The organism is Acidithiobacillus sulfurivorans (assembly GCF_018853815.1).
Taxonomy (GTDB): domain Bacteria; phylum Pseudomonadota; class Gammaproteobacteria; order Acidithiobacillales; family Acidithiobacillaceae; genus Acidithiobacillus; species Acidithiobacillus sulfurivorans.
This window is the reverse complement of the sequence record NZ_JAAOMP010000036.1, coordinates 47,397-61,716: the sequence shown is the minus strand read 5'-3', so window position 1 is coordinate 61,716 and position 14,320 is coordinate 47,397. Positions and strand designations below refer to the sequence as shown.

11 protein-coding genes are annotated in these 14,320 nt (G+C 52.4%); 7 read left to right on the top strand and 4 right to left on the bottom strand.

What is annotated here, in order from left to right; all coding sequences use genetic code 11:
* Positions 1-9: 9 nt before the first annotated feature.
* Genes HAP95_RS03965 through minE form a run of 6 tightly spaced genes read left to right on the top strand, consistent with a single transcriptional unit; the run spans position 10 to position 5,116 of the window.
* Positions 10-447: a Smg family protein gene (locus tag HAP95_RS03965; protein WP_024894351.1), complete on the top strand. Its 438-nt coding sequence runs from the start codon at positions 10-12 to the stop codon at positions 445-447.
* A 3-nt stretch (positions 448-450) separates the two neighbouring features.
* Entirely contained in the window at positions 451-2,937 is a 2,487-nt protein-coding gene (topA, locus tag HAP95_RS03960) for a type I DNA topoisomerase (protein WP_215883053.1), read from the top strand.
* A complete protein-coding gene (gene fdxA / locus HAP95_RS03955; protein ID WP_215883052.1) occupies positions 2,934-3,260 on the top strand; it encodes a ferredoxin FdxA in 327 nt (108 codons plus the stop codon). Before topA ends, fdxA begins: the two co-directional genes overlap by 4 nt.
* Positions 3,261-3,290: 30 nt before the next feature.
* Complete coding sequence (minC, locus tag HAP95_RS03950) at positions 3,291-4,034, top strand: septum site-determining protein MinC (protein WP_215883051.1); 744 nt, start codon at positions 3,291-3,293, stop codon at positions 4,032-4,034.
* A gap of 19 nt (positions 4,035-4,053) precedes the next feature.
* Positions 4,054-4,863: a septum site-determining protein MinD gene (gene minD, locus HAP95_RS03945; protein ID WP_215883050.1), complete on the top strand. Its 810-nt coding sequence runs from the start codon at positions 4,054-4,056 to the stop codon at positions 4,861-4,863.
* Position 4,864: 1 nt separating this feature from the next.
* Positions 4,865-5,116, top strand: coding sequence for a cell division topological specificity factor MinE (minE, locus tag HAP95_RS03940; RefSeq protein WP_215883049.1), 252 nt, complete (start codon positions 4,865-4,867; stop codon positions 5,114-5,116).
* A gap of 78 nt (positions 5,117-5,194) precedes the next feature.
* On the opposite strand, the gene HAP95_RS03935 is transcribed toward minE, so the two are convergent.
* Positions 5,195-8,683, bottom strand: a complete 3,489-nt coding sequence (locus HAP95_RS03935) for an FAD-dependent oxidoreductase (RefSeq protein ID WP_215883048.1) — start codon at positions 8,681-8,683, stop codon at positions 5,195-5,197.
* A 104-nt stretch (positions 8,684-8,787) separates the two neighbouring features.
* Between HAP95_RS03935 and HAP95_RS03930 the strand changes: the two genes are divergently transcribed.
* Positions 8,788-9,579, top strand: a complete 792-nt coding sequence (locus HAP95_RS03930; RefSeq protein ID WP_226825937.1) for a UDP-2,3-diacylglucosamine diphosphatase — start codon at positions 8,788-8,790, stop codon at positions 9,577-9,579.
* Between the two features lie 14 nt (positions 9,580-9,593).
* Here HAP95_RS03930 and gyrB read toward each other — a convergent pair whose 3' ends face one another.
* The 3 genes from gyrB to dnaN are packed head-to-tail and all read right to left on the bottom strand — an operon-like array spanning position 9,594 to position 14,170.
* A complete protein-coding gene (gene gyrB, locus HAP95_RS03925; protein ID WP_215883047.1) occupies positions 9,594-11,996 on the bottom strand; it encodes a DNA topoisomerase (ATP-hydrolyzing) subunit B in 2,403 nt (800 codons plus the stop codon).
* Positions 11,993-13,048, bottom strand: coding sequence for a DNA replication/repair protein RecF (gene recF / locus HAP95_RS03920; protein WP_215883046.1), 1,056 nt, complete (start codon positions 13,046-13,048; stop codon positions 11,993-11,995). The genes gyrB and recF overlap by 4 nt, the downstream gene beginning before the upstream one ends.
* Before the next feature lie 24 nt (positions 13,049-13,072).
* On the bottom strand, positions 13,073-14,170 hold the full coding sequence (gene dnaN / locus HAP95_RS03915) for a DNA polymerase III subunit beta (protein ID WP_215883045.1): 1,098 nt from the start codon (positions 14,168-14,170) through the stop codon (positions 13,073-13,075).
* Between the last annotated feature and the right edge of the window lie 150 nt (positions 14,171-14,320).

Here is a 14,320-nt window from a genome sequence, read left to right as displayed (position 1 = left end):
GGCTCTGGCATGGAAGACGTCATAGACATAATTACATACCTACTGGATCACCTCGACGACGAAGACGACGCGGTTATTGAAGATCATCTTCGTGCCGTAGGTTTTCCCGACGCCGACATTCAGCGCGCCCTCGACTGGATGGAAGGTTTTGCTGTTGAAGAACAGGAAGATACCAGCCCCAGAGCGCTGCGCGCCTATCATCCCTACGAGCTACAGAACCTTTCTGTGGCAGCACGCGGTCAACTGCATGACTGGGAACGTCTGGGCGTCATTAACGGCGCCATGCGCGAACGGATCATTGATCGTTTACTGGCCCTCGACCTTGAGGATATGGATATGGAAACCCTTGATTGGGTTGCCTTCATGGTAATGGCCAACGATCCAGGCCCGGAAGCGCTCTGGGTAGATGCCTTACTGGACACAGACGGAACGCGGATACTGCACTGACCTATGGCCCATCAGCTCGTAATTGTCGAATCTCCTGCCAAAGCCAAAACCATCCAGAAATATCTCGGGGATGATTTTGAAGTTCTAGCCTCTTATGGTCACGTTCGTGATCTTCGCCCCAAAGAAGGGGCCGTTGATCCTGAGCAGGATTTTGCCATGCGCTATGAAACCATTGAGCGCAATGAACGGCATGTCGAGGCCATTATCAAGGCATTGCGCAAGGCTGACAAACTCTGGCTCGCCACCGATCCGGACCGCGAAGGCGAGGCTATATCCTGGCATTTGGTAGAACTGCTGCGCGAGCGCAAGCAGTTGGGAAACAAGCCCGCCCAGCGCGTGGTTTTTCACGAAATCACCAAAAAGGCCGTACAGGAAGCCATTGCCAATCCCCGCGAAATCGCCATGGATCTGGTCAATGCCCAACAGGCCCGGCGGGCCTTGGACTATTTGGTAGGCTTCAATTTGTCGCCGCTGCTGTGGCGCAAAGTGCGTCCCGGCCTTTCTGCTGGTCGGGTGCAAAGTGCCGCCCTGCGTCTGATCTGCGAGCGGGAAGATGAAATTGAAGCTTTTGTCAGCCAGGAATATTGGACTATTGCCGCACGCCTGCTGCACAACGAAAGTGAGTTCTCCGGGCGTTTGACGCACTGGCAAAACAAAAAACTGGAACAATTTGATATCAACAATGAAACCCAGGCAGAAACCATACGCAGCAGTATGGAAGCGGATATGCAGCAGCAACCGCTTCAGGTCCGCGAAGTGGAGCGTAAAAGCCGGCAACGTCAGCCTGCCGCGCCCTTTACAACGTCCACTCTGCAGCAGGAAGCCTCCCGCAAACTGGGGTTCAACGCCAGCCGCACCATGCGCGTCGCCCAGCAGCTTTATGAAGGCATAAACATTGGAAGTGAAACCGTCGGCCTGATCAGTTACATGCGTACAGATGCCGTCAATCTTTCCGAAGAAGCCATTGCCGATATTCGCGGTTTTATCGACCATCATTATGGTCATGAATTTGTACCTGAAAGCCCGCGCCGTTACAAAACCAAAACCAAAAATGCCCAGGAAGCGCACGAAGCTGTGCGCCCGACGGACATCAGTCGAACTCCGGAAATGCTGCAGGGTATTCTCGAAAAGGATTTGTGGCGGCTATATGATCTGATCTGGAAACGCAGCGTCGCCTGTCAGATGGCCCCAGCCCGCCTGGATATGGTCGCTGTAGACATGGATGCTGGGACCCACTGGACGCTGCGTGCCAACGGTTCGACCGTTACTTTCCCTGGGTTCATGGCGGTTTATCTGGAAGGGAAAGATGATACGGACGAAGATGAAAATAATCGTATTCTCCCGCCTCTGGAACAAGGCGATCAGCCGCAAGTCCAGGGCGTAGATTCGGACCAGCATTTTACCGAACCGCCACCCCGCTATAGTGATGCGACGCTGGTAAAAACACTGGAAGCACATGGCATCGGGAGGCCCTCTACTTATGCCAGTATTATTCAGACCCTGCAAAATCGCGAATATGTAGAAACGGAACAGCGTCGCTTTAGACCCACCGATCTGGGCAGAGTCGTTGGACGTTTCCTGTCCAATCATTTTGAGCGTTATGTGGACTACAACTTTACCGCAGGAATGGAAGATGAGCTGGATGCCATCTCCCGTGGCGAGAAGCAATGGCGGCCGGTACTGAACGAATTTTGGGGACCATTTCGCTCCCTGCTGGATGAAAAAGCTAACGTCAGTCGCGCAGAAGCCACCAGCGAAGCCATGGACGAAAATTGTCCTGAATGTGGAAAGCCACTATTTCTGCGCCTTGGACGTCATGGCCGTTTTGTCGCCTGTTCAGGATACCCCGATTGCAAGTACACCCGTCCCGTGGACGGACCCCGGGAAGCCCCTGAACCCGTTGGTCGCGACTGTCCCGACTGCGGAAAGCCTCTGGTCTATAAAACCGGTCGCTACGGTCGCTTTATTTCCTGCAGTGGGTATCCGGAATGCAAGCACATTGAACCGCTGACCCAGCCCAAGTCTTCCGGTGTCACTTGTCCGCAATGTGGAGAAGGCGAACTGGTAGAAAAGCGCAGTCGTTATGGCAAAGTATTTTATTCCTGCAATACCTATCCAAAATGCACTTACGCCGTCTGGGGGCCACCGGTTGCCAAAGCCTGTCCACGTTGTGCCTGGCCAATCATGATTGAAAAAAGTGGAAAACGACTGGGAGAACAACTCGCCTGTCCTCAGCAAGAATGCGGATTCCATTTTCAGGTGAACGCCAGTGAAGCAGAAATTGCTGCACTGCTGGTTGACTATACGCCGCCGCCTCCTCGGGAAAAACGCGCCGCGCCCGCCAAAGCTCCAGCGCGCAAAGCCACCAGCAAGAAAGCGAAAAGTCCCGCGAAAAAGACCACGACTAAAAAAACCACCAAGGCCTCAGCAACTCCCGTCGACAAACCCGCGCCACGCAAGCGCGCCAGTAAAAAAGTAGACAACCCATGACTTACGTCGTTACCGAAAACTGTATCCAGTGCAAGTACACCGATTGTGCAGAGGTGTGTCCTGTAGAATGCTTTCATGAAGGCCCAAATTTTCTGGTTATTGATCCTGACGAATGTATTGACTGCGCCGCCTGTATTCCCGAATGCCCGGCAGATGCCATTTTTGCCGAAGACGAGGTGCCGGAAGACCAGCGCGATTTCACCGCCATCAATGCTGAACTCACCAAAAAATGGCCTGTCATTTTGCGCAAGAAAAGTGCTCTAGCCGATGCAGAAACCTGGAACGGCAAAACCGATAAGCGTCCACTCCTGAAAGAAGCATAAACGGAGATCATGAAATGTTTCACGTGAAACATGTCTGCTAAAAAAACAGAAGCGGGCTCTCCCGAATTTTCCCCTTTACGCTTGAGTGGGGGCGTGTTTACGCTTTCTGTTTTACAGTTGGAAAGTAATGACCCGGCCTTGCTCAAGGTGCGCATTGACGAAGAACACTGCCGTCATCCTGCTGCGGCGGCATTCCATCAGGAATCACCGCTGGTCTTGGACCTGAGCGGCATTCCCGAAGAAGCCCCGCTGGCCCTCGAAAAAATCATGCAGGTATTAAGGACTGCAGGTTGGATGCCCGTAGGCATACGCAATGCCGCAACACCCCATCAGTTGCTGGCCACATCCCTTCACCTTCCGGTATTGCGTGGACAAGCCCAGCGCTCTCCAGTGAACTCCGAAGTAACCATAAGCCAGCCATCTCCCGCACCCAGCGCAGCTCCATCTGCTGGCCTGCTCATTGAGCTCCCGGTGCGCAGCGGACAACGCAATTACGCGCGTAATGGCGATCTGGTCTGTATGGCAACCGTCAACGCCGGAGCTGAAATCATCGCTGACCGCAACATTCATGTTTACGGACCGCTGCGCGGTCGCGCTTTGGCCGGAGTCAACGGAGATGAAAATGCCCGTATATTTTGTATGGCGCTGGAGGCAGAACTAGTTTCCATCGCAGGGTTATATCGGACCCTCGAACCGGACCACCCTCTTTGGGGAAAACCTGCGCAGGTTTACAGCCGGGACGAGCAATTGCATATTACCCCCTTAAATTCATAATGATCCGGAGAAAAGAAACGTGGCCAGAATAATCGTCATTACTTCAGGAAAAGGTGGCGTCGGCAAAACCACCACCAGCGCAGCTTTTGCCAGCGGCCTCGCGCTGCGCGGGTATAAAACGGTCGTCATAGATTTTGACGTGGGCTTACGCAATCTTGATCTCATTATGGGTTGCGAGCGTCGGGTGGTTTACGATCTCATCAACGTCATTCAGGGCGAGGCAAAGCTCCAGCAGGCCCTGATCAAGGACAAACACTGCGAAAACCTGTATGTGCTCCCCACATCACAAACCCGCGATAAAGATGCCTTGACCGTTGAAGGGGTTACCACAGTTATGGACGAACTGCGCAAAGACTTTGATTATATTGTCTGTGATTCGCCAGCCGGCATTGAATCAGGGGCGCTCATGGCCTTATATCATGCGGATGAGGCGATCGTCGTCACCAACCCGGAAGTTTCTTCAGTGCGCGACTCCGACCGGATTCTGGGCATTCTTGCTGCACGATCACGTCGAGCCGAACAGGGAGAAGAACCAGTCAAGGAACATTTGCTGCTGACCCGTTATTCCGCCAAGCGGGTGGAAGACGGTGAAATGCTTTCCATGGAAGACGTCAAGGAATTACTAAGGACGCCGCTATTGGGTGTCATTCCCGAATCAGAAGTGGTGCTGCAGGCTTCCAACCAGGGTATTCCCGCCGTGCATATGGGAAACACCGATGTGGCTGAAGCTTATAAGGATGTAGTAGCTCGCTTCCTGGGTGAAGAAAAACCCCTCCGATTTATTCAGGCTCCGAAAGTGGGTTTTTTCAAAAAGCTTTTTGGAGGCTGATATGTCCTTACTTGATTATATTCTCGGTTCCCGGAAAAAAACGGCCAATGTCGCCAAAGACCGTTTAAAACTTATTCTTGCCCATGAAAGGGAGGAAGGGGGACCTGATTTTTTGCCCGCCCTGCAAGAAGAATTACTGGCGGTTATTGCCAAGTATATTCCCGTGGATAAAAACAACATCAAGGTCAGTATGGAACGTAAAGGTGACTTTGAGGTGCTGGAACTGAACATCCTGTTTCCTGATCAGCATTAAGTTTTTATCAAAGGCTCGGGCCAAAGTCGCTGCAAAACACCCTCCAGGCCAACTGCCGCTTTTAGGGTGTTTTTAGCTTTAATTTTTCTCAGCGCGCAAATGATCCAGCCACTGACTGGAAATTCTTTCCAGTAAGCGATTCTGACTCTGACGTGCAGTCAGGTTATCCAGATCTACCCAGGCCAGGGGCTGGTCCTGGCCGGCGCAGGAAAATACCGCTTTGGTACGCTTGCCGGTTTCCGGATCAATCTGCCACTGCAAACACTGGGCGCAGACGCCTTTGAGCATACACTGCATCGGGCTTCCTACCGTGGCTACCGCTTCCAGATCACTGCGGAAATAAGCACTGAGAGATCCTTTCAGAGCCTGCTGAAAGCCTTTTAATAATCCGGTAGAACCCATGACCATCAAGCGATCTACCTGTTCCAAGGCTACCGCCCCTTGCACCGTACTCTGACCGGAAAGTTCAGCGGCTCCGTAGGCACGTAATAATTCCACCATATCACTGGCTTCAACACTTAAGTCCTGAGGACGATGCGTTGTAATCAGCGGGCCACTCCCCGTGCACCAGATAATCTGATCCGCCGCTTCTTCCAGCTCCCCCTGATTATCCAGTTCACTGGCTTTACCCAGGGCGGCGACATACAGGACCCGATTACCCGCAGCACGCAGCGCGGGACCGATATCGAGCATGACCGCAGCACCCCAACGTCCTGCCACCACCAAAATCGTTTTATTTTGGGGAATATCGGTCGGCGCTCCCGTCGGACCCATTAATATCAAGGGATCGCCGGGTTCCAGGCTACCTACCAGACGCGGTCCGGTTCCCCACTGCAGTACCATCAGACGCACCGCATCTTCTTCGACGCCAGCACCACTGACGGTCAGAACCGGAATCTGCAAGCGGGTATTATTCACAACCGGGCTATGACTCTCAAAAGTCTGCAGCCGGAAAAACTGGCCCGGCCGGAAATTACGGGCGGCCTGGGGGGCTTTAATCCACATTTCAGTTACCGCCGGATTACTGCGATCCACGCGCAACACCCGCATGGTCAGCAAATCCCGCAAGGTTTCCTGAAAATCTAACAGCTTATGTTGAGCTACCGGAGCGAGGGCGGTAAGGCTGTGCATGACCTGCGGATAACTGGCTTTAGCCGAGGCAATGGCCTTGACCACGCTACCATGAAACACCGGATGCGTATCACCAATGAAGCTGACGCGATGCGCTTGCTCATCCGTATAGGAAGTGAATGGACCGGCTTCCGGTGCCTTGCAGTGTTCAGCCACCTGCACCGCCTGGAGAGCGCTCTTGCCGTGGGCAACATGGGTCTGAAAATGATCCCCATCCAGCAGCAGGGTACCGGGATACTCTCTTTCATAAATGGTATTCGGTACGGTTCCCGCCGCAATAAACACCGCACGAGCAGGCAAACGCAACTCCTGATCACTGGTCAGCCAACGGCCTTCAGCTTCGCGCATCTGCCGGAATACCATGTGGGCAATGTGTCCATAGGTATCCAGTTCAGCACGCAAGGGGTCCAGACCCTCTGCGTAATACAGGCCCTCTTCCATGGCCTTGATCAATTCTTCATGGTTGCGCGTATAAGCCGGGGATTGCCGCATACCCTTGCGATAAGCCAGCGTGACCCCACCCCAGGATTGAATCAGGGGGACAAAATTCGGGGATTCTCCGGTTTCCTGCGCGCGTTCCCGTTCCTGGCGAACGGCCCGCCCGTGGGCAAGAAATTCTTCGAGAATTTCCGTGTCTTCGGCAGAAAGTCCGGCACGCATTTTTTCTTCCCCGACGCGCTGGGACATCTGCTCATAACGCTCAAGGGCTTTTTCAACCTGACGAATGTAATAGGCCTGTACTTCGGTGGCGGTATCCACTGCTGTGAGACCACCACCAATGACCACTGCCGGCAAGCGTACCTGCAAATTGGCGAGGCTGCTCTTTTTCCCGGCACCGGTCAGCTGCAGGGCCATCAGGAAATCACTGGCCTGACGCATGCCCCGCGCCAGACTTTCGCCCATGGGGACTACCCTGGGCAAACCCGCACCGGTGGCAATACAGACATGATCAAACCCCAGAGACCAGGCATCTTCCAGGGTGATGGTGCCACCCAAACGCACGCCACCAAAAATCTGAAAGCCGGGACGCCGGGCCAATGTCAGGTAAATGAGTTTGAGAAAGTTCTTGTCCCAACGCACGGTGATGCCATATTCCGCAACTCCGCCAAAACCCAGCAGAATCCGCTCGTCCAGGTCTTCCTGCAAGGTGCTCCAGTCACGAATCGGCGCGGTCAACCAGGCTTCCGGCAGCGGTTCGATTTTCAGTCCATCAATACCCACTACTGCACAGCCTTCCTGCAGCAGGTGCTGGGCCATGGTGAACCCCGCCGGCCCCATGCCTGCCACCAGCACCTTGCGCCCATTATATGGTTGCGCAGCAAATTGAACGGCGCGCAATGGATTCCAGCGGGTCAGCAAATCATACAGCTCAATCCCCCAGGGGAGATTGAGGACATCGGTCAAAATGCGGGTTTCAACCTGGGGAATGTTGACCGGGTCCTGCTTCTGGTACACACAGGCTTTCATGCAATCATTGCAGATGCGATGGCCAGTAGCGGGAACCATGGGATTATCAACCATGGCCATGGCCAATGCGGCCAGATTCAGTCCGTCCCGTTTGAGAATCTGCATTTCCGAAATTTTTTCTTCGAGGGGACAGCCCGTCAGGGTCACGCCCAGAGGATCAACCTTCAGGCCCAGTTCCGGCACGCCTTTTTTCTCGGGGAATCCCCTGGAGCAAAAATCACCGTCATGATCATGACAATAGAGACAATAATGGACTTCGCTCTGCACGCTGCGCGGGTCCATGCGCAAATCCGTCAGATGAAAGCTGTCGCGGCGACGCAGGGTGCCGTCGGGTGCCACAAATGGTGTACCGGGCACCTGATCGAGTTTTTTGAGTGGCACGAGGGCCTCATGATCTACCCGCTGGGGCAAACGGAAGCTCGACCAACCCGTAACCGCCAGAGCTGCCTGGGGATCCTGAAGAATCCGGGCACACCATTGGATCAGGCGCTGAATCTCCTCAGCATGGGTATTTTCATCCTTGAGCCAATCTTCACCGAGCCGGGAAATCGCCCACTCACGATCCGTATCTGGCCAGGCGCGTTGGCGTATCTGGCTATCCAGCCATTGATCAATATCCGCAAAAGTCTCCGGGAATTCTCCGCGATAACGCCGGGCGCGGCGCAACACAAAATGCTTTTTGAAATCCATGACGACATCATGACTGCGGGTTTGTGTCTGTAATTCAGATACTTCTTTTTCCAGACCGAATAAGCGGGTAATAAACTGTTCCAGATGGGGAGCCAGACGCAGCAGAAATTCGCTTTGTTCCTTACTCGCCGGAAGCAGGCCCTGGGCACGGTAATCATGCAGGGCTTCGGCAAGGGCGGTATCTGATTTATTCAGACTCGCAAAAAATTCCTGATCCAGGCGCGCAATGCCCTCATCTGTAAAAAGCTCTTTATATTCAAAACCAACTAAATTCAGCACCCGTATCTCCCCATTCGCGCAGAGGCATACACGCCATCCACTTTCATCAAACTGTCACATTTTGCTGGCATTATAGACGTATGTCACGTTTTCAGGACGAAACTATGCCTCATTACCGCAGTATTTTCCTGTCCGATGTCCACCTCGGGACCCGAGGCTGTCAGGCAGAAAGTCTGCTCGACTTCCTGCGCCACAATTCCTGCCAGCAATTATATCTGGTCGGCGACATCATTGATTTATGGCGACTCAAGATACGCTGGTATTGGCCGCGCAGCCACAATACCGTCGTCCAGAAAATCCTGCGTCTGGCGCGTTCGGGTGTCGTGGTCCGCTATATTCGCGGAAATCATGATCCCGTCTATGAGCTGCTCTCTGATTATGTTCAGGGTCAGGATGATGAGAGCATTTCCCTGGGCGATATTGCCATTCTCAGTGAGACCGTTCATGAAACCGCCGATGGAAAAAAACTCTGGGTCATTCATGGGGATCAATTTGATGCGGCCATGCGTTATGCTACCTGGCTGATTCATCTCGGTGATCATGGTTATACCCTGTTACTCTGGCTCAATCGCCTGCTGCAATCCGCCTTCCGTCGTCTGGGCCTGCGCCGGCACTGGTCCCTGAGTGCCTACATCAAGTACCGGGTCAAAAAGGCCGTGCAATTTATCAACGACTACGAACATCTGCTTGCCGAAGAAACCGCCCGCCGGGGTTATGCCGGGGTTATTTGTGGCCATATTCATCATGCTGAACAAAAAAGCATTGATGGCATACTTTACTACAATGATGGCGACTGGGTGGAAAGCTGTACGGCGCTGGTGGAACACATGGATGGCCAGATGGAAATTATCCACTGGCCCATCACCTTGCGTTTTGATCAGGATGTTGCCGCCTGAAACCGGTTTACGGGCTAAATATCCAGTCGGGAGACAAAGCGGGCGTTTTCTTCAATGAATCGCCGACGCGGTTCTACCGCATCACCCATCAACATGGAAAACACTTCATCGGCCGCGATGGCATCTTCCACGTCAACCCGAACCAATCTACGATTTTCAGCATTCATGGTGGTTTCCCAGAGCTGCTCCGGATTCATCTCACCGAGACCTTTGTAACGCTGTATTTCCACGCCCCTGCGGGCATCTGCCAAAAGCCAGTCCATCGCCTCCCGGAAACGCTGAACCTCGCGATTTTTCTCGCCCCTTTTGATTACTGCACCAGGATGCATGTTGCCTTCAATATTTTTGGCATATTCAGCCAGATGCCGGTATTCCCCTCCCGCGAAAAAATCCTGGTCAAAAAAACGGACTTCCTGACTGCCATGATGTTCACGCCGGACCACCAGTCGTAATCCGTCCGCTTCGCCGATTATCTCGACTTGATAATGTTCTGCGGGTAAAGCTGTTGCACTGAGGGCACTACGTAGCCATTCAGCAAACTGGTCCCAGTCGCCATTATGAGCGGTTTCTGCAGTAATGGGCGGCAGGGTTGCCAGCGCCCAGAGCAGAGTTGCGGGATAACGCCTTTCCAGACGCTGTACCAGAGCTTCAATATTCTGGTATTGCCGCATCATGCCAGCAAGCTGATCCACACTGACGGCTTCACTATTTGCAGAAAGGTGAAATTCAGCACCATGCATGGCGATTTCACGCAGATAAGCTGCCAGTTCCGTATCATCTTTGATATAGCGTTCGTCTTTGCCTTTTTTAACCTTGTATAAAGGTGGCTGGGCAATATATACATGACCACGATTCACCAGATCCGGCATTTGCCGGTAAAAAAATGTCAGCAGCAAGGTACGAATATGACTACCATCCACATCCGCATCCGTCATGATAATGACGCGGTGGTAACGTAACTTGGCCAGATTAAAATCTTCCTTGCCGATACCGGTGCCCAGAGCGGTAATGAGGGTGCCGATTTCATCCGAAGACAGCATTTTATCGAAACGCGCCCGTTCGACGTTCAGAATTTTTCCTTTGAGGGGCAAAATGGCCTGATGACGACGATCCCTGCCCTGTTTCGCAGAACCACCTGCCGAATCTCCTTCCACCAGATAAATTTCACAGAGACTGGGATCTTTTTCCTGACAATCCGCCAGTTTGCCCGGAAGGTTGGCAATATCCAGAGCCCCTTTGCGGCGCGTCAATTCACGCGCCTTGCGGGCGGCTTCCCGGGCCCGTGCGGCGTCGACGATTTTCGCGGCAATAGCCTGGGCTTCCTTGGGATGTTCATCCAGAAAAATAGTAAGGGCCTCGGCCATGGAAGATTCGACCACCGGTTTCACTTCACTGGAAACCAGTTTGTCCTTGGTTTGTGAGGAGAACTTGGGATCTGGCACTTTTACGGAAAGTACCGCTGTCAATCCTTCGCGAGCATCGTCACCAGTGATGGAAACCTTGGCTTTGGCCAGGGTTCCTTCTCTTTCCATATACTGATTGAGGGTGCGAGTCAGTGCGGCGCGAAAACCAGCCAGATGGGTTCCACCGTCATTCTGGGGAATATTGTTGGTGAAGCACAGCACGGTTTCGTTATAGGCTTCATTCCACTGTAGCGCCGCTTCTACAACAATCCCGTCGCGTTCGCCAGCCAGGGTGATCACATGCGGATGAATGGCGGTTTTACTGCGATTGAGATGTTCGACAAAGGCGCGAATGCCGCCGTGGTAATGGAAAATTTCTTCCCGGTTCACACGTTCATCCAGGAGCGTAATGTGTACTCCGGAATTCAGAAAAGCCAGTTCGCGCAGACGCTTGGCGAGAATTTCAAAGTGGAACTGGGTATCGGCAAAAACCTCCGGAGAAGGTTTGAAACGAATGAGGGAACCATGTCTGCTCGAGGCTTCTCCCCGGGCGATGGGAGCCAGAGGGGCGCCATCCGCATAGGACTGGGTCCAGACAAATCCATCCCGGTAAATGCGCAGCTGCAGGGAAATGGACAGGGCATTCACTACCGAAACGCCGACACCGTGCAATCCACCCGAGACTTTGTAGGAGTTATCGTCAAACTTGCCACCAGCGTGCAGGATAGTCATGATGACTTCAGCGGCAGAACGACCTTCTTCGGCATGAACATCTACCGGAATACCCCGTCCGTTATCACTGACACTGACCGAATCATCGTCATGAATGGTGACCACAATGGTATCGCAATGCCCACCCAGCGCTTCATCAATGGCATTATCTACCACCTCAAAAACCATATGATGTAAGCCACTGCCATCATCGGTGTCACCAATGTACATGCCCGGGCGTTTGCGTACTGCTTCCAGCCCTTTCAACACCTGGATACTGGAAGAGTCGTACTTTTGCGTCATATTACTATTTCCTTTTCAAGCTGGCCCTGGGCCAGATAAAAATGACTGCCTTGAACACCTGCCGGTATTTGTCCGGCTGCAGTCACCGCAGCAAAAACCTGTATATTGAGCACATTCAGTTGTTCAACCCACCAGTTTCTGGCGGATTCATCCAGCTCGGCCGCAAAATCATCAATCAATAGGGTCGGTAAAGCAAAACCAGCTTCCCTGAGCAGGAGCAACTGCGCAATGCGATAGGCAAGGCCCAAGACGCGCAACTGCCCACGGGAAAGAATATCCAGGGCCATTTTCTGGCGAACCCGAAAAACCAGATTGGCCCGGTGTGGTCCACTATGGGTATATCCCATTTCCCGATCCTGTCCCAGATCGCGCTGCAAACTTTCCTGCAAGGCCAATCCTTCTTTCCAGCCACTCTGCAGATGCAAACTCAATACCTCAGTAGCGCCAGACCAACTGGTCCAGAGTTTCTGCAGATAAGGCTCTATGCGTGTCAGATAATCCTGACGGCGTTGCTGAATACCTTCTCCGGCCAGAGCTAATGCCGAATCCCAGGGACTTTTGCCTTGGGGTTTTTTCAGCCAGGCATTACGCTGTGCCAGAGCTCGACGATATTCCCGAAAAACAGTGCCGTAGTATGGATCCACATAATAAATTCCCCAATCCATGATCCGTCGCCGATCATCCGCCGTGCCGGCAACAAAATGACTATTATCATCATGTAGGCTTTGCAGAGGCAGGATATCCAGCAATTCCCAGGCTGAATGGATAGACTCCCCATCATAACGTATTTCCCGCTCTTCGCCACGTCTGCGCATAGCCAGGAAATGATCAGACATCCGCACACTGAGCAGGTATTCCGAATCGCCTTCGCGCAGAACGTGGCGCGGTCCATGCCGCCAGGTTTGTCCGGTACCCAGAATGTGAAGGGCTTCGAGGACCGTACTTTTTCCTGCACCGTTGGCACCAATCAACCAGTTCCACCGGGCATGGGTGGAGAGTTGTAAATTCTGAATACAACGCAACGACTGAATTTGCAAAGTCTCCAGGGTCATCAGGCAGTTTTTTTCAGGACCGGATCAGAGCCGCACCGGCATCAAAATATAAACCGGATTATCCGAGTCCAGTGGTGTGAAAACGGCTGCACTGTTGCCGTCCTTGATGCGCATGCGAATATTTTCCTGAGAAAATATCTGGATGCTATCGGTGAGATAGCGGCTGTTGAAGGCAATGTTCATTTCATCATTTTGATATTCTACAGAAAGTTCGATTTCTCCTTCTTCCTGTTCTTCGTTACGACTGCTCAAGGTCATCAGATTTTTGCCCAGATGGACCTGGGTGGTGGGATTACGATCACTGACTAGTACTTCACTTTGTTGCAGGGCGCTTTTGAAGCTTTGGCGATCAAGAATCGCGAAAAAAGGATGTCCCTGAGGAATAACCCGCCGATAATCAGGATACTTGGCATCAATCAGTTTACAGGCAAATTGTTGATAACCATCATCCAGTACAAAACTGGTATCAGAAAGCGAGAGATGAATATTACCACCGTTGACAATACGCAGTAATTCCATGACGGCTTTGCGTGGAAGAATGCACTGGAAACTTTCGTCTTCCAGACTATTGGCAAATGGCAAAGTCATCATGGAAAGGCGATGACCATCCGTGGCTACCAGGCGCATTTCCTGACCTTGTACTTCGAGAAGAACCCCATTGAGAAAGATGCGGGCATCATTTTGCGCCATGGTGTTGGCGGTTACGGCCAGCGCCTCCCGAAATAAAGCGGCTTCGCAATCACCCTGGCAGCGACTGCTGTGAATATTGAGATAGGGAAATTGTTCAGCGGGTAGTACATGCAGGGTAAAGCGACTTTTAGCGGCTTTCAGTAACAGTTTTTCGCCATCCTTGTGAAACTCCAGAGGGGTGTGTTCTGGCAAGGCCCGGCAAATATCATAAAGTTTACGGGCAGGAACCGCGCAACTTCCGGGAGTATCTACCGGATGATCCTTGTCTACACTGAGCTGCACTTCCTGATCTGTGGCGATGAAACGGCAATGTTGTCCGGCAGCTTCGATCAGCACATGGGCAAGAATGGGTTGAATAGGTCTGCGATCAGCAATATTCGCCATATTCGCCAAAATGGGCAGTATGTCTTCACGATCCATGGTGAGTTTCATCAGGAAATGCTCCTTATGGTATTAATTAAATAAATTATATTCTTCTTTTTAACTACTATTATTATTAAGGGCCTGAAGGCCTGTGGAAAACCCACATAAGTCATTGTTAGGCGTATTTTTTTTGCATTAGACATAGCGCCGGTAAACTGT

Coding starts and splice junctions, on each gene's coding strand:
- HAP95_RS03930 (WP_226825937.1), top strand. CDS start 8,788: ATGCCTCATTACCGCAGTATTTTCCTGTCCGATGTCCACCTCGGGACC.
- gyrB (WP_215883047.1), bottom strand. CDS start 11,996: ATGACGCAAAAGTACGACTCTTCCAGTATCCAGGTGTTGAAAGGGCTG.
- HAP95_RS03965 (WP_024894351.1), top strand. CDS start 10: ATGGAAGACGTCATAGACATAATTACATACCTACTGGATCACCTCGAC.
- topA (WP_215883053.1), top strand. CDS start 451: ATGGCCCATCAGCTCGTAATTGTCGAATCTCCTGCCAAAGCCAAAACC.
- minC (WP_215883051.1), top strand. CDS start 3,291: ATGTCTGCTAAAAAAACAGAAGCGGGCTCTCCCGAATTTTCCCCTTTA.
- minE (WP_215883049.1), top strand. CDS start 4,865: ATGTCCTTACTTGATTATATTCTCGGTTCCCGGAAAAAAACGGCCAAT.
- fdxA (WP_215883052.1), top strand. CDS start 2,934: ATGACTTACGTCGTTACCGAAAACTGTATCCAGTGCAAGTACACCGAT.
- recF (WP_215883046.1), bottom strand. CDS start 13,048: ATGACCCTGGAGACTTTGCAAATTCAGTCGTTGCGTTGTATTCAGAAT.
- dnaN (WP_215883045.1), bottom strand. CDS start 14,170: ATGAAACTCACCATGGATCGTGAAGACATACTGCCCATTTTGGCGAAT.